Raw genomic sequence first — 19,870 nt, forward strand, 5'->3', positions numbered from 1 at the left:
CCACAGCAATCTCGTCCGGAGTCACACACTCTCAACGCCACACCGGACCCCCAGGACACGCACCACCACAACCGACCTGACCAAGCCCTACTAGGAGGGTGATCAGGGCGGCGGCGCCGGCCATGGCCAGGACGGAGGGCAGTCGCAGGGCGAGGAGGCTGTCTCCGAAGACGGCGAAAACGCCGTGCATGAACAGGTAGTAGAGGCCGTGGACGACATCGACCCGGTCCAGCAGGCGCCAGATCTCGGGGACGGTCCTATGAGCCACCTGCCAGGTCGCCGCCTCGTCGCGCCACATGCTGTTCTCGCGCGTGATCCCCCACAGGCCGAGAAGAAGGGTGAGGGCTGACGGACCGACCGCCCCGAGGACTGTTTTGGGCATGACAAATCTCCGGGTCGGCGTGAAGGAGGAGGCGACCGGAATGCCAGGCAGCCGCCGGACGATCCCGATCACGTGCGACACGCTAGGCAGCGGGGGTGATCGGGGTCGTCACCTGCGGTGACGAGCCCGGGGGTCCGCCGCAGGAACTACGGCGAGCCCAGCTGCGGCCGTTGGACGTAGTCCTCAAGTGCCCGGCCGACCGGAAATCGCAGGGGCATACGAACGACCGGCGTCACCGGATCTCCCGTGGATACCTCGGCCATGAGCCTCGCCGTCGGTTGGGGTGACGGGCATCGCTGATCGTCAGAAGGACGCGGGTCAGGACCCGCCCCCCCCGTGATCGAGAACTTCCCGGAAGGAACGCACCTGCATTCACTCGCTGACCTGGGGATTCACGGAACTCCGGGGAGAGCCCCGATACGAACCGAAAATCCCCACCCCTGCTCATGTTCCCCAGTTGCTTTGGGCTTCAAGGAAGTGAGGATCGTGGGGAGCATGAGCGCGTGGGCGCGGCCGACAGCGGTTTTCAGGTGGTGTACGACGGGCGAGGAGTGGACGACACGTGCCTGGTTGGCGCCGCCTGCGATGGGCGGGTGCTACGACAGATGCCATGAACGAAAGCGAGAGGCGGCCATTCGTCCCACCCGAGGTGGATCTTGTGTCGAAGGACAGGATGCTCGCTCTCACCGACGGCGTGGTGGCCATCGCCATGACGTTGCTCGTGCTGGACATCAAGCTGCCCGAGGGGCTTCGCGGGGCGGAGCTGCGCCGGGCGCTGGATGAGGTTCAGTCCCAGGCGGGCGCCTTCCTGCTGAGTGCGGTGGTGATCACGCTGTTCTGGCGGGCCCACCACGCGGCGCTGCGGAACGCGGGGCCGATCGACTCGTACCTGTTCTGGCTCAACGTGACATTCCTGGTATTGGTGTCGTTGATTCCTTTTCCCACCCAGGTCCTGGAGGCCTACGGCGACCAGTTCCTCGGTCCCGGTCTGTACGGGGCCGTCATCGGTACGGCCGCACTGGTGCTGTATGCGATGGACCTGCGCACCAGCCGCTCGGCCGGCGCACACTGGCGCCGCGTCCCGCTCCCTGCTCAGGCCGTCGTGTTTCTGCTCTCGGTGGGGATCGCGCGAGTCTCGCCCACCGCTGCGATCTACAGCTGGGCCGCCACCGTGCCTCTTTCCATGGTGGCCGCCCGGATCGCGGCACGGGGTCGCTGACCGGATGTTCCAGGCTGCTCGGGGGAACGACCTGTGTCGTGCAGGAAGGTGCGGGCGGCGCGGCCCCTATGGTCAGCTGGCATGACGCACGAATCGCAGGACGCATCCCACCTGAGCCGGCGCACCGCGCTCGCCGGGCTCGCCGGTGGGACCGCGGTCGCGCTGGCTGCCGGTTGCACCTCCTCGAACGGAACCTCCGCACAAGGGACCGCACCCAGGCCCACGGCGTCGGCAGCCGGGTCGGCGGACGACGCCACGCCCGGGGTGATGACGCTCTTCCAGGACCCGGCGTTCAACTTCAGCGGCCTCTGGGCCCTCGGCGGGGCCGGGTTCGGCGGCAGCGAGGTGGGCGAGGTGCTCACCGCCGTGAACACGATCAACAAGGCCGGCCTCTCCGCGCAGACGTACGTCGAGACCTTCAAAAAGCTCGGCGACCAGCTGATGGGTGCGCCCGAGGGCAGCAAGCCCGACCGGCAGACCAGGCGCCTTCGCGCGCTGCGGGCGGCGCAGTACTACGCCCAGGCTCTGTTCTTCGTCCTCGGCTCCAACGACCCCGACAGCGAGGAGCAGTTGTACAGGGCAGGGCGCGGCGCCTGGGACAAGTTCTGTGAGCTGTGCGACCCAGCGCCGGTGACGGCGAATGTCCCGTACGGGAAGACCCCGCTGCCCGTGTGGTTCTTCCGCCCGGACGACTCCGGCAAGCAGCGCCCCACCGTGATCCTCACGAACGGCAGCGATGGACAGAACGTCGACATGTGGGCCTATGGCGTCTCGGCCGCCCTGGAGCGTGACTGGAACGCCCTCGTGTACGACGGGCCGGGCCAGGGGCAGTTGCTCTTCGTGGACCGCGTGGTCTTCACACCGCGTTGGGAGACGGTGGTCACGCCGCTCGTCGACTGGCTGGTCGCCCGTTCCGACGTGGACGCCGACAGGATCGCCCTGACCGGGCTGAGCATGGCGGGCGACCTGGCCCCCCGGGCCGCGGCCTTCGAGAAGCGGATCGCCGCCCTGGTGGCGATGCCCGGATGCCTGGAACCCTGGCTGGGCTTCCCGCCGGAACTCCGGGAGATCCTCACCCCGAGCAAGGTGGAGACCAACAAAATCTGGAACAAAGAGGTCGTCCCCGAGCTACCTGCGGCCGATGCCGCGACGATGAAGAAGCGCTTCGAGCCCTTCTCCATCGAGGCGATGCTCGCCGCCCGCGAGGGCAAGGTCTTCACCGACTTCTACACCCCCGCCAAACGCATCGAGTCACTGACCATCACGAGCGTCGTGGGCCGCATCGCGATGCCCACCCTGGTCCTTGACTACGAGTACGAGCAGTTCTATCCCGGACAGCCGCGCCAGATGTTCGACAAGCTGACGTCCCCCAAGGACTACGTGAAGCTCACCGCGGCCACCGGCGCGCAGCTGCACTGCTCCCCGATGGCCCCGCAGCAGCACTGCGACGTCGTCTTCGACTGGCTGCAGGAGACGCTGCCGGGGCGCTGACCGCCGCTCCAGCGCCAGCTCGACCGCGCCGACCGTGATCAGCCCCGGTCCCCGTTCCCAGCGCCTAGCGATCCGAGCCCGCCGCCGCGAGAGACGGTCGCCGCCAGCACCCCACCGGCCGACCCGCCCATCGGCGCCAACGCGATCGGGTGCTGCATACCGAACAACTTCGTGAACGCCGTCGGCAACGCCATATCCGCAATCATCGCCGTTGGCGGCGTACGGGGTTATCAAACAAATGAATCGGCCGCCGACGCCCTGAACTTCCGCAACGGCCTGACGCCCGCCGAGCCGACCATGACCAACGCGGCGCACACAAACGACGACCTCACCAACCCAAGGCCGCCGCCGACAGATCACCCGCTGCGGCGACTCCACCGCTGCCGAATCGCGTCCAGGGCCGTGTCCTGATGCGGCGGCCCATCTCGCCGACGCGACAGGTGATAGCGCCGCCGTGCGTGAATACGTCGGACTCCCCAAGCAAGACCGCGACGTGCCGGGTGTGCCGCTGATACCAGCCATTGCTCACGACGAGTGATCATGTTGAGAAAGGCGCAGGCCGGACGGCCATCGTCCGACGTGCCACCTACGGACGGGTGTGCGGTTGGCCAATCCAGGGGGACCATGGAAGCCGAAGCACTCAGCAGATCAGGTGCCGCCCACAGATCAGTGGACGGGCCACGGACCATAGCCGGGCGGCAGCCCAGGTGGTCCGGCCGGTGGAAGGAGTGCCCGCGTGAGCGCAGCCGATGGGAGTTCGGCTGACGTCGGTCAGCCCGTGGAGAGGCCGTCGCAGCCGAGCGGGCTGATGGACCTCCTCGGTGTCGCGGCGGTGCTGCTGGACGCCGATGGGCGGATCGTTCTGTGGAGCCCGCAGGCCGAGGAGCTCTACGGCTACACCGCCGAAGAGGCGCTCGGGCAGTACGCGGCGCCGCTGCTCGTCCACGAACAGTACTGGGAACTGATGATCAAGCTGTTCGCCCAGGTCATGGGGACCGGTGAGGGCTGGGCCGGAGCGTTCCCCATCCGGCACAAGGACGGCAGCACTCGCCTGGTGGAGTTCCGCAACATGCGGCTGCTGGACGACCGCGGCGACTTCTATGCGCTCGGGCTCGCCACCGACGAGCCGACATTGCGTGAGCTGGAGCGGGATGTCGCGCTGTCCACCCGGCTGGTCTCCCAGTCCCCCATCGGGCTGGCGATCCTCGACACCGAACTGCGCTACGTGGCTGTCAACCCTGCCCTGGAGCGAATGCACGGCATACTCGCGAAAGATCATCTTGGCCGGCACTACCGCGAGATCATGACCTCCGCGAAGTTCGAGGTGCCCGAGGCCGGGATGCGGCAGGTCCTCAAGACTGGGATTCCCATGGTTGACCAGTCCACCATCGTCGGCCACAGCCCCGGCGACCCGGACCAGCACGCCTGGTCGATCTCTCTGTACCGGTTGGAGGACCCACGGGGGCGCGTTCTCGGGGTGGCCGACCTGGTCGTGGATGTCACCGACCGGTATCAGGCGGCCATGGAGGCCGCCACGGCCCGGCGGCGCCTGGCCCTGATCGCCGACGGCTCCGCCCGCATCGGAACGACCCTGGAGGTGGAGCAGACCGCCCGGGAGCTGGCCGAGGTCACCGTTCCCGAACTCGCCGACGTGGTCGCCGTTGACATGCTCGACTCTGTCCTGGATGAGAACCGCCCACCCCCCACAGACGGGCCTGCGCTCTTTCGCGCCCTCGCGGTGAAGTCCGCCTACCCGACCGAAGCCGTCGAGGCCGCCGACTCACCCGGCGATATCGCTTCCTACGCTGCCGACCGCCTGGCCACCCAGACCGTACGCACCGGCCGGTCACGCCTGATCTCCCACGCGGACGACAACGACCTGGCGCGCATCGCCCGCGACGACCGCGCCGCCACCCTGCTGGCCCGCGCCGGCGTGCACTCCTACATGTCGGTGCCGCTCATCGCGCGCGGTCACATCCTCGGCTTCCTGGGGCTCACGCGGGCCCGCAACCCGGTGCCCTTCGACGAGGACGACCTGGCCCTGGCCGGTGAGCTGGCCTCCCGCGCCGCCGTGTGCATCGACAACGCTCGCACGCACCAGCGCGTGCGCAGCGCCGCCGAGACCTTGCAGCGCAGCTTGCTCCCCAGCCCCCCGTCGCGCCTTCCCGGTCTGCAGATCGCCTCCCGGTACCGGCCGGCGCAGGCCACGTATGAGGTCGGCGGCGACTGGTTCGACGTCCTGCCGCTCGACGGCGACAAGACCGCACTCGTCGTGGGCGACGTCATGGGGAGCGGGATCGCCGCCGCCGCCGCCATGGGCCGCCTGCGCTCCGCCACCAGTGCCTTCGCCGACCTCGACCTCGACCCCGCCCAGGTCCTCCAGCACCTCGACAAGATCACCTCAGGGCTGGAGCACTACATCGCTACCTGCCTCTACGCCGCCTACGATCCACGCCGCGCGGAATGCCACCTCGCCAACGCCGGCCACCTGCCTCCTGTCCTCGTACGCAGCGGCAAGCGGCCCGAACTGCTCGATCTGCCCACTGGCACTCCGTTGGGAGTGGGCGGCGTCGCCTTCGAGACCATCACCTTCGACCTCGGTCCTGGCGACCAGCTGGTCCTGTACACCGACGGCCTGGTCGAAAGCCGTCACCATCCCATCGACGAACGTCTGGAAACCCTCCTCCACCTGCTCGACAGGCCCGACCGCTCTCTGGAGGAAACCTGCGACCGGCTCCTTCACGAACTCCGGCGGCCCGACGACTCTGATGACGTCGCACTGCTCATCGCCCGCATCGAGACCTTCACGCCCGGCTCTGAAGATCCTCAGCCCAGCTCGTCGCTCCTTTGATCAACGGCGCGGGGGCGCTGGAGACCTGGATGGTTCACGTATGACGCGCCCTTGGCCCCCCACCCCGCTCGAACCGGTCGGGTACCGCCGTGACGGGGGGCCGATCCATCCGGTCCTCGGGGCATCTCCCGACGACGACTCCAACAAGTTGCCCGCGACGTCCTGTCTACGCGCTTGTCGGCGCCGCCTGCTGCACGACCTCGAAGGACCACAGCGTGGACCCGCTCGCCGCGGGCTTGGGACGCTCGCCGCTCTCCGCGTCACCGCCCTGGTGGGCCGCTTTCATGGGGCCCTCCATCCAGGCTTGGAAGGACTCCTCGTCCCGCCACCGCGTGTAGACGAGATAGCTGTCGGTGCCTTCGACGGGGCGGAGGAGTTCGAACCACTCGAACCCGTCGGAGCTCTCCACGGCATGGGCACGGGAGGCGAAGCGCTTCTCCAGCGTCTCCCGCTGCTCGGTCGGGACGGTCAGTACGTTGATCTTGACTACGCTCATGGCCCCATCCTGCCGCACGGCGGCCGGCAGACGAGGAGCGGCTCGTGCATGACACGGTTCCGCGGGGCGCCGCCCGGACCGGCACCGGGCACGTGACGCCCCCGCGGTTCCTGTCCTGCCCAGTTGAGTCCGAGTTGGGCGAGCTGCGCGCGCTGCTGCTGGGTGAGTCGTGCGCGTCGGGTTTTGGTGTTGGACAGGAACACCCCCAGCCGCACTGCCGTGCTTCCTCCAGGGTCGCTACATGCCCTCGTGGCACGGTGAGGGTGCCGGTGCGGTTCTTGTATTGCCGTAGGGCGGCCGGCTCCTTGGGGGCGGGTATTGGCGTGATGCCGAGTTCCTCGAGCCGTTCGGTGCCCTTGCCGGACAGCTGTCCGACGCCGTACGCGCGGCGCTGTTCCGCGACCAACTGCCTGAGGGGGTAGGCACCCTCGTTGTGGTCGTAGGGCATGCGCCTGTACGGGCTTCGCGTTCGACGTACCGGCGTGCGGCATAGCCGCGGGCGAGCAGGCCGAGTGCGGCTCCGCATGCTTCTGGAATCGGTCGTCCGCGCAGGGGGCTGGTGATCTGTTCGGCAATTTGGGTTTAGTCGTGAAATGCGATCCTCTCTCTAGTCTTGACTGATTCCAGTTAAGCCGTACGGTGGAGTGAGAGTTTGTACCGTATCCGTCTCCCGAAGGCCGTCATGGAACGCACAGTCCCCGGAGAATCCCGCAGGTGGGCACCGGCTGCCCTTGGCCCTGACCTGCCCGTGCCCCCCGCCAGGACGTGTGTGGAGCCGTTCGTGGGTGGGCCGTGGTTTCTGCCGTGGTCACCGGCCGCGTGTGGTGTGGCAAGGAGGGTGATAAGCGACGTACTGCCCCGGTGGGGTCTGGGGGAGCTCGTGGCGACCGCCGAGTTGCTGGTGAGTGAGTTGGTGGGCAACGCGCTGCGGCATGCCGCAGGCCCGCTGTGCCTGACCCTGGAGTGGGCGTCGGATGTGCGCTGTCTGGTCAGTGACGGCTCTTCGCATCCTCCTCGCCTGACGGAAGCCGGCCTGGAGGATGAGGGGGGCCGGGGACTGGCGCTCGTGGACATGCTGGCCGCACGGTGGGGCCATGAGCACGGGCCGGTCGGAAAGCACGTGTGGTTCGAACTGCCCGTCGACGCCGACCCCTCTGGCCTGGAGCAAATGGACCCGCCGGGGGAGGGGCAGCACGGCCTGGATGGGCTGGAGGCCCTGGCGGGCGACAGGAAGAGCGAGGCGGCATGATGCCCGCGACGACCGGCGCTGAGCCCATGGCACAGGCGGCGACACGGTTGCGTGAGACCGGCATACGGGTGACGGCCCAGCGCATGGCGGTGCTGGTAGCGGTGTCCGAGTCGCTGGACCATCTCGATGCCGACACTGTGCGAGAGCGGGCTCAGCAGGTGACAGGGCACCTGTCCTTGCAGGCGACCTACAACGTCCTGCGCGCGCTCACGGATGCCGGTCTGGTGCGGTGTACGCAGATTGCCGGTCATCCGGCCCGCTATGAGACCGAGCGTCACGACAATCATCACCATTTCGTCTGCCGCCATTGCGGCGACATCCGTGATGTCGAGTGCACAGTGGGTGCGGCTCCGTGCATGGAGCCGCAGTTGCCGGAGGGGTATCTCACCCAGGAGGCCGCCGTGACCTTCTGGGGCTTGTGCCCCGGCTGCCGGGCGGCGTCTCAGGCGTCCTGACAGTGCGCGGCTTCCGCCCGCATCCCGGTCTTCGGATCGGACTGTTCATGCGCTCCCGTGGCGCGACCGCCGCTGCAGCATCGGGCAGCAGGGTGCTGGACGAAGGTGTTGTTGCGGCTGTTGCCCGATCCCCGGCCGCCCGCATCGCGTTCCGTGTCGCCCGGGTGGCCGCTCATCCCGGTTTCCGGGCGCCCATTCCGACACGGCCGGGTCACCTCGCCCGGCAGCCCGCCCTCGCCGGCAGGGGGGACACCGGACGGACATGGGCAACAAAGAAATCCCGGCCGCCGAACCGGAAGGCCGCTGGATGTGCGTCCGGTTCAAGGGCCGGGGGCCCGTAGCGAGCTCCCGCCGACTTGCGTGATCTTTCGGATACGCCCGCGGGGGCTCGGGGTGGGATGGGCATGGTTCTCGGGCCATGTCGTGCTGTTACGTGCTGTTGTGTGCGGATGCGGGGTGGGCTTTTCCGGAGGGTAGTGGTTGTTCTGCCCAGATGGTTTTGCCTTGGGGGGTGTAGCGGGTTCCCCATCGTTGGGCGACCTGGGCGACGAGGAAGAGTCCGCGTCCGCCTTCGTCGGTGCTGAGGGGGCGGCGTAGGTGTGGCGAGGTGTTGCTGCTGTCGGATACTTCGCAGATGAGGGTGCGTTCGCGGATCAGGCGGAGGCTGATGGGCTGGGAGGCGTGCCTGATCGCGTTGGTGACGAGTTCGCTGACGATGAGTTCGGTGGTGAACGCGACGTCGTCGAGGTTCCAGGCGGTCAGTTGCCGGTTGGTCATCTGCCGGATGGTGTGGACGGCTGAGGGGACGGCGGGTATGTCCCAGGAGGCGACGTTGTCGGCGCTGAGTGCGCGGGTTCGGGCGACAAGGAAGGCGACGTCGTCGCGCGGATGCTCGGGCAGCAGCATCCGGACCATGGTGTCGCAGATTTCGTCAAGCGGACGGTCGGGGTGGGCCAGTGCGAAGCAGAGCCGTTCGAAGCCGACGTCCACGTCACGGTCGGAGGCTTCGATGAGGCCGTCGGTGTAGAAGGCGATCACGCTTCCTTCCTCGACGTCGATCTCGGCGGACTCGAATGGCAGGCCGCCCAGTCCGAGGGGTGGGCCGGCAGGTATGTCGGGGAATTCCACTGGTTCACGCAGGTGCGCTATGGCCGGGCTGGGATGTCCGGCCCGTGCCACGGCGAGTTTGCGTGAGATGGGGTCGTAGACGGCATAGACGCAGGTCCCGCCGATCACCCAGGCGCCGTCCGCGGCGGCATCGTCTTCGTCTGCGAGTCGGATCACCAGGTCGTCGAGGCGGGCCAGGAGCTCGTCGGGAGGCAGGTCGAGGTCGGCGAGTGTCTGCACCGCGGTGCGCAGTCGGCCCATGGTGGCCGCGGCCTGGATGCCGTGTCCGACGACGTCCCCGACGACCAGGGCGACCCGTGCGCCGGACAGCGGGATGACGTCGAACCAGTCTCCGCCGACCCCGGCTTCGGTGTCGGCGGGAAGATAGCGGTAGGCCGCCTCGACCGCGCTCTGCTCGGGCAGGCCGTGGGGGAGCAGGCTGTGCTGGAGGGCGAGTGCGGTGTTGTGTTCGCGGGTGAAGCGTCTGGCGTTCTCGATGCAGACGGCCGCGCGGGCTGCCAGTTCCTCGACGAGAAGCTGGTCGTCGTCGTCGAAGGGGTCTGGGTGCTTCCAGCGCAGCAACGTGGCCACGCCCATGGTCATGCCTCGGGCCTGAAGGGGGACGACCAGGTGGGAGTGCACGCCCAGGAGTTTCAGTTTTGCCTTGCGCAGCGGGTCCTGCACCAGCCACGACGTCGACTCGTCGACGACCGGATCGCGGATCGAGCGACCGGTGTTCAGACACCGGCTCTGCGGGGAGGTCGGCGGGTAGCGGGTGGGGTCACCGGCCGCGACCACGACCTCGGGGTGATCTTCCTGGATCGAGAGGTGCGCTGCGCGGCGCAGCACCGTCTCGCCGTCCACCGCGACGGGCGTGAGTTCGCCGACCGCCAAAACCGAGTCCAACAGATCGACCGCGACGAAGTCGGCAACCTGGGGCACCACGATCTCCGCCAGCTCGTGCACGGTGCGGTCCAGGTCCAGGGTGGTCCCGATGCGGCTGCTCGCCTCGTTCACCAGGGCGAGTCGCTGGCGGGCCCGGTCGTGGTCGGTGACGTCCACCGCGGTGTGGCACACGCCCAGGACGCGGCCTGTGCGGTCCTGCAGCCGGAAGGACGCGCAGAGCCTGACGCGCTCACGGTCCTGTCGGTAGGGCTCGTCCGGTTCAGGAACGGCATGCTGGAACGTCAGTAGCGTCTGCCCGCTGCCCAGCGCCTGCCTGGCCTGCCACTCGAGGGTGGATTCGGCTTCCCCGGGCACGGCTTGCCCGACTCTGCGGCCGACGCGCAGCTGGACGGGCACGCTGTCCATGCGTTCCAGCACGTGGTTGACCAGCAGGTACCGCAGCTCGGTGTCCACCACGGCTATCCCTATGGGCGACTGGTCGAGCAGGCCGTGCAGTACCGCCTGGTCCACTTCCCACCTGTGGGACGCGCTCACCTCGGTGACCACGGCAAGCCAGCTTCGGCGCCCAGCACTGTCCTGGACTGGGCAGGCTCGCAGTGCCAGCTCCACGCGGTGGCCGGCGCGATGCCTGACAGCGATCAGGCCTTCCCAGCCGTTGCCCGCACGGCGTGGCTCGGACACGGCGGACGCGAGGTCTGCTCCGCCGGTCAGCAGCGAGACGGCAGGCAGGCCCAAAATCTCACGCGCCCGGTAGCCGAGCAGCACCTGTGCGCCCTTGCTCCATCGCTCGATCAGACCGTGCGCGTCGATGCCGACCACAGCCGCATGGGTGATGTCGAACGGCTCAGCGAGGTATTCGTACGCCGTGCCCTGTGTCGCCATGGTGTGGATCCCCTCGAGGGGCCTGGCTCATAGGACCAGAGTCTCACGCCAGTGCACGCCCTTGCGCGGGCACCGTGCCTCCCCGAGGTGCTGTCCCGCCGGATGCCCCGGGCGCCCGCCCCGCCGGCGAGACGGCAACCCTGCAGAGCCGGCCGACGGTCCTTTTCGACCCCTCCAGCTCCGGCCCCTCCAGCGCCGGGCAGTGAACCTCAACGTGTGTGTGCCCGCGCAGCGGCGTTGGACGGCGTGGGTGTCGATGCCGAGGCGGGCGCCGTGTTCGATCACCAGCCGATGAACGGTCCGGCCGATGCTGATGGCGAGGGATGGCCGATGGGGGAGGGATGCAGGAGCTCATCGAAGGCGACCCGGAGCAGATCGGGCCCTCCCGGCTGCTGGGACCGCTCGGGGCCGACGGCAGGGGGCACCGTATACCTCGCCCAGTCGCCCAGTCGCCCAGTCGCCCAGTCGCCCAGTCGCCTAGTCGCCTAGTCGCCTAGTCGCCTAGTCGCCCAGTCGCCCAGTCGCCCGGCGGCCGACCGGCACTACGCCCGCGGAGCAGAGGGACCAACACCGTCCGCTACCGCGCCCGGTGGCGCCGAGGTCTCCGGCCTCTCCTTCGCGAACCCCACCGAACGCCTCCTCGCCCTCCTCCTGCTCCGCCGCCTCTGACACGAGCAGACTGTCTGGGTACGCGAGCCGACCGTCTGGGTACCGAGCCGACCGTCCACATGCGCTTGTCCGTCATTGCGGCACCGCACTACCTTGCCGATGTGGATCTCTTCTCACGTTCTTGGACGGCGTTGCGCACGGCGGTCGCCGAGCTCCCGGACGCGGACTTCGCGCAGCTGTCCGGCTGTACCGGCTGGCTCGTGCGGGACCTGGTGTGCCATCTGGTCATCGACGCTCAGGACGTCCTGATCACCCTCGTGACTCCAGCCGAAACGGAACCGACCCGCGACGCGGTGACCTACTGGGACGTCGCCGAAACGCCGCCGACCGGCGACGACCCGCTCGACGCGCTGATCGTCCGGCTGGCCGCCGCGTATGAGGAGCCTCGGCTGCTCAAGTTCCACTTCGACGACGTCGGCTCCGCCGCCGGCCGCGCCGCCGAACTCGCCGACCCGGGCCTCCGGGTGGGCACCCGCGACGAGGTCCTCACCGCGGGCGACTACCTCTCCGCGTACGTCCTGGAGTGGACGCTGCACCACCTCGACCTGGTCGCGCACCTCCCGGACGCGGCGGAACCGCCCGCGGAGGGGCTCGCCCGGTCCCGCGAGATGCTGGAGAAAATCGCCCAGGCCGCGTTCCCCGCGTCGTTCTCCGACAAGGACGCGCTGCTGGTCGGCACCGGACGGCGTGCCCCGACCGACGCGGAGAAGGCCGAACTGGGCGAGCTGGCCGTGAAACTCCCGCTCGTCCTCGGATGATCGTCTAGCTGAACGGAACCTTCGGCGCGGGCAGGACGACGGCGGCGCGGGAACTGGTCACCCGGCTTCCCGACGCGCGGATCTTCGACGCCGAGCACGTCGGTTTCCCGATACCGATGGGCGGGACGAGCTCGAAGTCCATGCGCGCGTGCTGCCATGACGGACCCTCAACATCATCCCTCAGGAAGAGCTACACCCGTCGGGGTTATGCCGTCAGTCTGACGTCTTGCAAGAGACCGCTTTTTCAACGACGTCGCGCTCCACGTCGGCGTAGGCAGCGACGTCGCGCTCCGCGTCGGCCGACGGTGTCGGCGCCGAACACCCCGAAGAAGAACTCGATGACGACGGCTCCGGCCGCGGACCGACGTCGGCTCAATCCCGTCATTGATCGACTCCGTGAATGACCAGTTGACGACTGCGTGGCTGTGTGTGGCATCTCCGATCGTCCAACGCTGCTGATGTCCGCCGTCGTTGATGTCAGTTGGTGATGTCAGGTTGGATGGCCCCATGGAGCGTGTCGAGGCGGAGCTGTTCACGGATGGCGGGAACGACGCTGTGGTGCGCCTGCCCGGTACTCCGCTGCGCCGGAAGCACACGAGATTCCGCGGCCGTACTGAGCGCTCAGGGACCTCGGCTTGGGAAGTTGCGGTGATCCAGGCCTGGCTGTGGGGCTGACCCGGCCGAACGGCTGAGTCGTGGCCCTTGCGGGCTCGGCTGCTTTCACCGTCATTTCCCCGCTAGTTCTGGTGCGGTTGTGGTGCGGAGCCGGCGCCGGTCTGGTGCAGTTGTGGCGCGCTGCTTGGGTTACTCGTAGACGACTGCGGCGCCCAACGCGCGGGCGAAGAACGTCCAGTCGCCATTGCGGGGCATCTCCTGGTGAAAGTTCCTGTACCAGCCTGGGGAGTCGTCGATCCAGCCGGCCAGCGCATCCAGGAAGCGGTCCAGGGTGGCGTTCTCCCACTGCTCGCCTCGCTCAACGAAGTCGTCGCGGAGGTGAGCGATGAAGGCCACCAGGGCTTCCCTGCTCATGACTTCGTCTTCCGGGCTGGGCGGTAGCTGCAGCATGGCGACACCCTAGCCCGCGCCCCCGCTTCCCCATCGAGGGATAACCGCTTCAGGAGAGAGGCGGGGGCATCCTGTCGTTGGCCTGCGGCTTCATTGCACAAGACAGGGGGCACGAACATGCCTGCCGGTTACCCTTGTTGACCGCTGCTGCCCCCTGGATGTGGCACGGGGGGCGTTCCTGCGCGGTTGAAGAGCAGTGCGCCGTCTGACCTCTGCGGACACTGGTTCCGCCGTGCTGGCGGTCGTCAGTCCAGGAAGTAGGACCAAAACGGAATTGTGGGGTACCGGTGGTCTTCGGGCGTCGGCGCGGGGCGGCCGAACTCGTGGTGGAAGTAGTCGACCAGATCAGTGCCGTAGTAAATGATGTCCGTCTGGTACATCGACAGCACAGGCATACCGGTTCGGCTCGGATCTGCCGCCAGGTACCGGTGCGAGAAGATCGGCACCATCACAGGGGCCTTGGCCAACTGGGCGCGGGCTATGTCCAAGGCATCCTGAGTGTTCGCCGGCCGTGGTTCCCACTCCGGGTGCCAGAACGTGTTGTGCTCCACGTCGAACAGCAAGCCGTCCACCGGCCGGGCCAGGCGCTCCGCCAGGACTTCCGGAGAACTGTTGCGCCAGTCGGGCCAGCTCCGACTCCCCGTGGGCAGTCCTTCGCTCAGAAGCATCCGGTGCTCTGGAGCGAACCGGAACTCCCACCGCTCCTCGACCCGATTGAGCTCCCGTTCGCTCATGCCCCGCTCGACCTCGTTCCCGGCAGGGAGCATGGCGAGCAGCGCCCTGGCGTCTTTCGAGGTCAACGGTGTCTCGGGACTGATCCGGGTCATGGTCGAAACGGTAGGGCATCCGAACGACTGCGGGTGAAGACCGTCCGGCTCTGTCGAGACATCAGCTCGGGAAGCGACGGCGCCTGGGCATACGAATACCTGCTGACCTGGCCTTATGCACCGTGATATGGGGCCCTGGTAGGCACGCCCGCACTGCTGTTGACCGAGGTTGACCGTTCTTATGGGCACGCTATGGGCACGCGCTCGGTTCGGAGGCGTGGAGGGGGCCGCTTCGCGTCAGCCGCCGTGCTGGTCGAGGTGATCCACCCGAAGATCAACGACGCGCCCCATCTGCCCGTAAGCCCCAACGCCCGAGGAGCATCAACTGTGCGCCGGCATGACTCGGGAAGCGCAAAGGCGCCCGGTGACATCAAGTACCCGGGCGCCCTTGGAGGACCAAAACCACCCCCTACGAAAGGAACTTGTAGCCGCTCCAGCCGCTCGCGATCTGCGCCCGCGCACCGAACGAGCCCTTTCCGTCCCCACTGTTGCGCCACACCTTGCCACTGGTGTCGCGGGAGACCAGGTCCGGCCTGCCGTCGTCCGTGATGTCGCCGACCCCGACGACCGCGTTGTACGAGCCGCCCCAGTTCGACAGCACCTTGACGCGGGCCGCGAACGTGCCGTCGCCCTTGCCGTTGTAGCGGTAGAGGTTGTTGGACGTGTCCTGGGCCAGGAGGTCGGCCTTGCCGTCGCCGGTGATGTCACCGGTGCCGACGATCTTCTTGTAGCCCTTCCAGTTGTCGTAGAGCTTGACGCGGGAGGCGAGCTTGCCGTCGCTCGTCCCCTTGTAGAGGTAGACCGCTCCGGTGGACGAGTTCCTCGCGATCAGGTCCGGGCGTCCGTCACCGCTCACGTCGCCGGGCGAGGTGAGCGCGTTGTACTGCGTCCAGCCGCTGGTCGCGAGGGTCGTGTACGTCGTCGACGGCTTGACCGCCGCCCCGCAGCCCGGCTTGTACAGTCGCAGCGCGCCGCTGCTGTAGCGGACGAGGACGTCGTTGCAGCGGTCGCCGCTGAGGTCGCCGAAGGGGATCGCCATGACGGTCGTGGGCCAGCCGGTGCTCGTGTACTTGTCGCCGAACTTGCCCGTCCCCGTGCCGCTGTGGAAGGTCAGCCCGCCCGAGGAGTTCAGCGTGAGCAGGTCGCCGCGGCCGTCCGGGCCCTCGGGGCTGACGAAGTCGCGGCGCACCGCGGCTCCGCGCTGCAGGTAGCCCTTGCCGCTGGTCACCGTGTTCGGCGTGGCGGTGCCGAGGCCGGTTGCCTTCAGGGTCCAGGTGAAGTGGCCGTTGGGGAAATAACTCCCGCTCGCCGTCTTGCCGTTCCAGGTCGCCGTCACCCGGTCCGGGGTCGCGCCGCCGGTGAGAGTGCGGGTGGCCTTGCCGTTCGCGCCGCTCTGGACCGAGGTGAAGGTGAGCGACCAGGAGGTGACCGGGCGGGACAGCACCCAGGTGCCCTGGAAGGACACCCCCGGGGCCACGTAGTCGCCGACCGACGTCTCGAAGGCCGTCACGGCGGACGGGGCGATGCCCGTGGTGGTGACGTGGGTGCGCTCGTAGTCGTCGAACCAGGCGACCAGGCCGGTGTACTCGTCGACCGTCCAGCGGTAACGGCGGTCCACGGTCAGGCCCTTGTCGGCCAGGTCGGAGGCGATCGTGCGCGTGGTGCCGGTGGCCGCCTCGGTGAGGACGAGCGTGCCCGCGCCATGGTCGTGGCGGACGGTGAAGCCGTCGCCGAGAAGCACGTCGCCGGGGGTGACCGCCGTCGACGTACCGGCCTTGGTGTCGTACACGCCCGCCGAGTCCGTCCCGCAGGCCCAGTACACCCAGCGTCCCGCCGCCTGGAGTTCGCTCGGCACGCAGGCCAGGCCCGGGACGGTCACCGTGGTGAGCGTCGTCTCCTGCGGGATGCTGTACGAGGTCAGCTTGCCGCCGGTGGTGGCGCTCCACAGGGTGGAGCCGTTCAGGGCGGCGGCGCGCACGGACCGCTTCAGCTTCTGGCCCTGGCCGAACTCACCGACGTACTGCGCCGGGGTGGTGCCGCCGGAGTTGAAGACGGCGTAGTCGTCGGAGACGTCGACGATTCGGCCGCCCTGGCTGCCGAAGTCCAGATCGTGGCCGCCGATTTCCACCAGCCGGTCATCGCCGAGGCCCTCGCCCTCGTCGGTGCCGCCGTTCGCGTCGAGGTAGACGTCCCGGGCGTCGAGGTTCCCCCACAGCGCCGAGCACGTAATGCCCTCGTACGGGCAGAGGGCGGCGTAGATCGAGCCGCTCGCCGTGGCCTCGGACGCCGTCAGCGTGGCGGAGCCCTCGGTGGTGAGGGTGCGCACGGACGTGGTGTCCGCGGTGGCCTTCGGGTCGTCCTCGGCGACACGCAGACTGCCGCGGCTGAGCGCGATGCCCGTCTTGGCGTTCTCCACGGCCGGGGCCTGCTGGACCTTCGCCGGCTTCAGCGTGCCGTCCTCGGCCTGGCTCACCCGCCGCACCCACCAGTCGGTGGCGTCGGTGCCGCCGGTGACCAGCGCACTGCCGTCACCCGCCGCCAGCGTGTACGCGCCGGCGCTCGCCAGCAGGGTCTGCTGCACCGAGGGATCGTTGACGTTGACCGCGAGCAGCTGGGAGCCGAGCGAGCTGGAGGACAGCGGCAGCAGCAGCCAGTCGCCGACCAGGACCGGGTCGCCGTCGAGCGTGCCCGGATTGGTGGGCAGCGTGACGACCTGCTCGTCGGCGGTGAGGTCGGTGCGGGACTTCAGGTGCAGCTCGGCGGTGCCGGCCTGGTACCAGCCGATGCGGTTCTCGCTCATCACATAGTGGGAGGCGTAGGTGGCGTCGGTGAACGCGTAGGTGTTCACGGCCGAGGCGACGTCGATGTAACCGATTGTGCCGGTGTCGACCGACCAGAGCACACCGGCGGAGTCCGCCGCGAGGACGTCCTCGCTCCCCACGCCCGTCTCGTCACCGGTGACCCTGCGGGTGCGCCACTCGCCGTCGGCCTTGTCGATCAGGGAGTGGGTGGTGACGATCGTGTCGCCCGCGAGTGCCCGGTAGTAGCCCTGGCCGTATTGGATGGAGCCGTTCCAGCTCACCTTCTTGGAGGTGGCCGTCGCCGGATCCCACAGGGTGGCGTACGCGTCGTTGGCCGTGGTCGGCAGAGCGACCAGGTCGCTGTCCGAGCCGTACCAGGCGTTACGGCACTCGGAGCCGATGTACGTGCAGCCGGTGCCCGGGGTGTAGACACCGTCGGCGTTCTCGACGGTGACGGTCCTGCCGGTCGCGTAGTCGGTCCACAACAGTCCGGTCCTGCCGGTCTGCCGGTGCAGGAAGCCGGTGTCGCCCGCGACGTACGGGCGGTCGGTGCGTGGTGTGGTGGAGCTGGGGTCGACCAGTGTGATCGCGGTGGTCTCGGCCTCGGCCGCCTCCGCGGAGCCGCCGCCCTCCGACAGGACGACGACGGACGCGGCCACGACAGCAACCGCGAGCGAGGAGACGGCGGCGGTCAGCCCGCCCCGTCTCAGGGCGTGTCTGCCCACGTGATGTTCCCTCCCCTACGAGGGTCCGTGCCCTCGCACAAGTGGCCGGATCTTACCAAGGGTTGGTAAAGGCGGGGATGCTCTCGCAGGTGAGAGGGGACGGGCAGGCCACCCGGTGCAGGCAGGCAGCGGATTGATCACGCTTACAACAACAAACCCCAGGTCACCGACCTGGGGTTTCTCTCTGGCGCGGGTGACGAGAATCGAACTCGCGCGCTCAGCTTGGGAAGCTCGGGTTCCTTGCGGGCGGTTTGCGGGCTGCACTGGGACGGAGAAGCACTGGGCCTCAGCGAGCCAGCACCTTGTTCCCTGGTGTTCCCCGTGGTTCCCCGCTAGATCTGGCACGAACCAGGTGCTTCGTGAAGGCTGCATTCAGCGCACAGAGGAGCTTCCGTCCGGGGCTGTCGAGCGCCGTGACCATCGATGCCATCGGTCAATGAACGATCGATCGACAATAAGGCGTCACGCATCGGGGCGCCTTTCTGCCATCGTTGACCAAGGGCACAATGTGACGGTTGAACCTGCTGGTTCGCGCAGGGTCATGGGGCATCCAAGGGGGGATCGTGCCATTCTTCATACCAATCATTCTTATCGGTGTCGGTGTGGCGACCGGCGGTAGCGGGGTCGCCCTCGGCGGCAAAGGCGCCCACGACCTCAAGCGTTCGAAGGACCGGCTCAAGGAGGCGGGTAAGGACTACGAGCGACGCCTAGCCCAGGCCGAGGACGCACTGGCAGCGACGAACACTGTCCTCGATGCACTGGGGGAGCAGCAGAGGCAGGCGCTCGTCGAAGTCGTCGTACGCATGGGCGACTTCCTGCGTCGCCACGAGCGACAGGTGCGCGAGAGCGAGCGGCTGCTGGTCGAGGGCATCGACGTCACCATGACTAAGATGCCCGGGCTTCGCGGCCTCGATGTCGACGCCGTGACATGGATCGGCGGGGCTCTCGGATCCGCGGCGGCGGGCGCGGGCGCGGGCGCTGGGATCACGGCGGCGGCGAGCAGCTTCGGAGTCGCGAGCACCGGAGCGGCGATCTCGGGGTTGACGGGCGCCGCGGCTGAGAGTGCGACCCTCGCCTTCCTAGGCGGTGGGTCGCTTGTATCGGGTGGCGGCGGGATGGCCCTGGGAGCTACGGCGCTCAACTTTGTCACCATCGGTCCCGCGCTGCTCGTCGGTGGATTGGTCGTCAAGGGCCGAGGCGCGAAGGCGATGACCCGGGCGAGGGAGTTCGAGGCGGAGATCGCCGTGGCAATCGCTGAGCTTGACGAGACGGACGCTCACTTGAAGGGCGTCGACGCTCGCGCCGCGGAGCTGCGCGAGCTTCTCACGGACCTCACCTTCCGAGCGCTTGAGGCGCTGGAGCGCCTGGAGTCCGAGCCGTTCGATCCGCCGAGGCACGCCGCGCGCTTCCAGCGGGCCATGACACTGGTCATGGCGGTCCGCGACGTAGCGGCGACTCCGATTGTCGACGCCGAAGGCAAGTTGGACGAGCGCAGCGCGAACCTCACCATCAGGTACAGACCATTGACTGAGGAGACTCAAGATGCCTGACCAACCCAAGGTGCATGTAGGAAGGGTCGTCAACGCGGCTAAGGGTTCAGTTTGGGCGATGGACGGCTTCGCTGCGCTGAACCAGATTGTCGAAGCCGCCCGTGAGTGCATCCACATCCACGAGGTTGAGAGCACCAAGAGAGCCCGGGTAGAGGCCTACGAAGCCACGGAGGTCGCTCGGATCCGGGCTGCTGAAGCCGTCCTCAAGGACTACTTCGCACAGGCATTCGCGGAACGACGCAACATCTATGAGGAGATGTTCGCCCGGCTGGACAGGGCACTCGACGAGGGCAACGGCGACGTGCTGCAGACCGTCGTGCGTGGAATCGTCGACATCGCCAAGAGTTCGCCGCTCGCGGACATCGGAGACCTCTCACAGGTCCGGGCGGCACTGGACGACCCAGATCAAGTATGGGAGCTCTGACCGCGACGCGTTC

General features: G+C 68.3%; 16 protein-coding genes and 1 pseudogene. 11 read left to right on the forward strand and 6 right to left on the reverse strand.

Going from position 1 to position 19,870, the window contains the following annotated elements; all coding sequences use genetic code 11:
- Nucleotides 1-31: 31 nt before the first annotated feature.
- Nucleotides 32-382 carry a hypothetical protein gene (locus ACZ4WS_RS31630; RefSeq protein ID WP_467985906.1) on the reverse strand — a complete coding sequence of 117 codons (351 nt, stop codon included), beginning with the start codon at nucleotides 380-382 and terminating at the stop codon, nucleotides 32-34.
- A gap of 610 nt (nucleotides 383-992) precedes the next feature.
- Between ACZ4WS_RS31630 and ACZ4WS_RS31635 the strand changes: the two genes are divergently transcribed.
- The 4 genes from ACZ4WS_RS31635 (at nucleotide 993) to ACZ4WS_RS31650 (ending at nucleotide 5,943) form a co-directional block, all read left to right on the forward strand.
- Nucleotides 993-1,601 (forward strand): TMEM175 family protein, encoded by a 609-nt coding sequence (locus ACZ4WS_RS31635; RefSeq protein ID WP_467985908.1) that lies wholly within the window; start codon nucleotides 993-995, stop codon nucleotides 1,599-1,601.
- An 81-nt stretch (nucleotides 1,602-1,682) separates the two neighbouring features.
- The gene (locus tag ACZ4WS_RS31640; RefSeq protein ID WP_467985910.1) at nucleotides 1,683-3,092 is read left to right on the forward strand and encodes an alpha/beta hydrolase family protein; all 1,410 of its coding nucleotides are present in this window, start codon (nucleotides 1,683-1,685) and stop codon (nucleotides 3,090-3,092) included.
- A 171-nt stretch (nucleotides 3,093-3,263) separates the two neighbouring features.
- Nucleotides 3,264-3,503, forward strand: coding sequence for a hypothetical protein (locus tag ACZ4WS_RS31645; RefSeq protein ID WP_467985912.1), 240 nt, complete (start codon nucleotides 3,264-3,266; stop codon nucleotides 3,501-3,503).
- A gap of 397 nt (nucleotides 3,504-3,900) precedes the next feature.
- On the forward strand, nucleotides 3,901-5,943 hold the full coding sequence (locus ACZ4WS_RS31650) for a SpoIIE family protein phosphatase (RefSeq protein ID WP_467986293.1): 2,043 nt from the start codon (nucleotides 3,901-3,903) through the stop codon (nucleotides 5,941-5,943).
- Nucleotides 5,944-6,109: 166 nt separating this feature from the next.
- Here the strand turns inward: ACZ4WS_RS31650 and ACZ4WS_RS31655 are convergent, their stop codons facing one another.
- Entirely contained in the window at nucleotides 6,110-6,439 is a 330-nt protein-coding gene (locus ACZ4WS_RS31655; protein ID WP_467985913.1) for an antibiotic biosynthesis monooxygenase family protein, read from the reverse strand.
- Between the two features lie 682 nt (nucleotides 6,440-7,121).
- On the opposite strand from ACZ4WS_RS31655, the gene ACZ4WS_RS31660 reads away from it, so the two are divergent.
- A complete protein-coding gene (locus ACZ4WS_RS31660) occupies nucleotides 7,122-7,688 on the forward strand; it encodes an ATP-binding protein (RefSeq protein ID WP_467985915.1) in 567 nt (188 codons plus the stop codon).
- Nucleotides 7,689-7,714: 26 nt separating this feature from the next.
- Nucleotides 7,715-8,143 (forward strand): Fur family transcriptional regulator, encoded by a 429-nt coding sequence (locus ACZ4WS_RS31665; RefSeq protein WP_467985917.1) that lies wholly within the window; start codon nucleotides 7,715-7,717, stop codon nucleotides 8,141-8,143.
- A 429-nt stretch (nucleotides 8,144-8,572) separates the two neighbouring features.
- Here the strand turns inward: ACZ4WS_RS31665 and ACZ4WS_RS31670 are convergent, their stop codons facing one another.
- Nucleotides 8,573-11,038, reverse strand: coding sequence for a SpoIIE family protein phosphatase (locus ACZ4WS_RS31670; protein WP_467985918.1), 2,466 nt, complete (start codon nucleotides 11,036-11,038; stop codon nucleotides 8,573-8,575).
- Nucleotides 11,039-11,808: 770 nt separating this feature from the next.
- Here ACZ4WS_RS31670 and ACZ4WS_RS31675 point away from each other — a divergent pair.
- The 3 genes and pseudogenes from ACZ4WS_RS31675 (at nucleotide 11,809) to ACZ4WS_RS31685 (ending at nucleotide 13,140) form a co-directional block, all read left to right on the forward strand.
- Nucleotides 11,809-12,465 (forward strand): maleylpyruvate isomerase N-terminal domain-containing protein, encoded by a 657-nt coding sequence (locus ACZ4WS_RS31675; protein WP_467985920.1) that lies wholly within the window; start codon nucleotides 11,809-11,811, stop codon nucleotides 12,463-12,465.
- A gap of 8 nt (nucleotides 12,466-12,473) precedes the next feature.
- Nucleotides 12,474-12,569: pseudogene (locus ACZ4WS_RS31680) on the forward strand (ATP-binding protein); the annotation flags it as partial.
- A 403-nt stretch (nucleotides 12,570-12,972) separates the two neighbouring features.
- Nucleotides 12,973-13,140, forward strand: coding sequence for a DUF6959 family protein (locus tag ACZ4WS_RS31685; RefSeq protein ID WP_467985922.1), 168 nt, complete (start codon nucleotides 12,973-12,975; stop codon nucleotides 13,138-13,140).
- 129 nt (nucleotides 13,141-13,269) lie between these two features.
- Here the strand turns inward: ACZ4WS_RS31685 and ACZ4WS_RS31690 are convergent, their stop codons facing one another.
- The 3 genes from ACZ4WS_RS31690 to ACZ4WS_RS31700 all read right to left on the reverse strand — a co-directional run bounded on the left by ACZ4WS_RS31690 (nucleotide 13,270) and on the right by ACZ4WS_RS31700 (nucleotide 17,883).
- Complete coding sequence (locus ACZ4WS_RS31690) at nucleotides 13,270-13,530, reverse strand: DUF7660 family protein (RefSeq protein WP_467985924.1); 261 nt, start codon at nucleotides 13,528-13,530, stop codon at nucleotides 13,270-13,272.
- 245 nt (nucleotides 13,531-13,775) lie between these two features.
- Entirely contained in the window at nucleotides 13,776-14,357 is a 582-nt protein-coding gene (locus ACZ4WS_RS31695) for a hypothetical protein (RefSeq protein ID WP_467985926.1), read from the reverse strand.
- A 409-nt stretch (nucleotides 14,358-14,766) separates the two neighbouring features.
- Nucleotides 14,767-17,883 carry an FG-GAP repeat domain-containing protein gene (locus ACZ4WS_RS31700; RefSeq protein WP_467985928.1) on the reverse strand — a complete coding sequence of 1,039 codons (3,117 nt, stop codon included), beginning with the start codon at nucleotides 17,881-17,883 and terminating at the stop codon, nucleotides 14,767-14,769.
- Between the two features lie 563 nt (nucleotides 17,884-18,446).
- On the opposite strand from ACZ4WS_RS31700, the gene ACZ4WS_RS31705 reads away from it, so the two are divergent.
- Nucleotides 18,447-19,433, forward strand: coding sequence for a hypothetical protein (locus ACZ4WS_RS31705; protein ID WP_467985929.1), 987 nt, complete (start codon nucleotides 18,447-18,449; stop codon nucleotides 19,431-19,433).
- 58 nt (nucleotides 19,434-19,491) lie between these two features.
- Entirely contained in the window at nucleotides 19,492-19,857 is a 366-nt protein-coding gene (locus ACZ4WS_RS31710; RefSeq protein ID WP_467985931.1) for a hypothetical protein, read from the forward strand.
- The last annotated feature ends 13 nt before the right edge of the window (nucleotides 19,858-19,870 follow it).

The sequence above is a fragment of the Streptomyces sp. NPDC029292 genome, assembly GCF_055569295.1.

Excerpts from the sequence above, each read along its gene's own strand:
- ACZ4WS_RS31630 (WP_467985906.1), bottom strand. The coding sequence starts at position 382 with ATGCCCAAAACAGTCCTCGGGGCGGTCGGTCCGTCAGCCCTCACCCTT.
- ACZ4WS_RS31635 (WP_467985908.1), top strand. The coding sequence starts at position 993 with ATGAACGAAAGCGAGAGGCGGCCATTCGTCCCACCCGAGGTGGATCTT.
- ACZ4WS_RS31640 (WP_467985910.1), top strand. The coding sequence starts at position 1,683 with ATGACGCACGAATCGCAGGACGCATCCCACCTGAGCCGGCGCACCGCG.
- ACZ4WS_RS31650 (WP_467986293.1), top strand. The coding sequence starts at position 3,901 with ATGGACCTCCTCGGTGTCGCGGCGGTGCTGCTGGACGCCGATGGGCGG.
- ACZ4WS_RS31655 (WP_467985913.1), bottom strand. The coding sequence starts at position 6,439 with ATGAGCGTAGTCAAGATCAACGTACTGACCGTCCCGACCGAGCAGCGG.
- ACZ4WS_RS31660 (WP_467985915.1), top strand. The coding sequence starts at position 7,122 with ATGGAACGCACAGTCCCCGGAGAATCCCGCAGGTGGGCACCGGCTGCC.
- ACZ4WS_RS31665 (WP_467985917.1), top strand. The coding sequence starts at position 7,715 with ATGGCACAGGCGGCGACACGGTTGCGTGAGACCGGCATACGGGTGACG.
- ACZ4WS_RS31670 (WP_467985918.1), bottom strand. The coding sequence starts at position 11,038 with ATGGCGACACAGGGCACGGCGTACGAATACCTCGCTGAGCCGTTCGAC.
- ACZ4WS_RS31685 (WP_467985922.1), top strand. The coding sequence starts at position 12,973 with ATGGAGCGTGTCGAGGCGGAGCTGTTCACGGATGGCGGGAACGACGCT.
- ACZ4WS_RS31690 (WP_467985924.1), bottom strand. The coding sequence starts at position 13,530 with ATGCTGCAGCTACCGCCCAGCCCGGAAGACGAAGTCATGAGCAGGGAA.
- ACZ4WS_RS31695 (WP_467985926.1), bottom strand. The coding sequence starts at position 14,357 with ATGACCCGGATCAGTCCCGAGACACCGTTGACCTCGAAAGACGCCAGG.
- ACZ4WS_RS31710 (WP_467985931.1), top strand. The coding sequence starts at position 19,492 with ATGGACGGCTTCGCTGCGCTGAACCAGATTGTCGAAGCCGCCCGTGAG.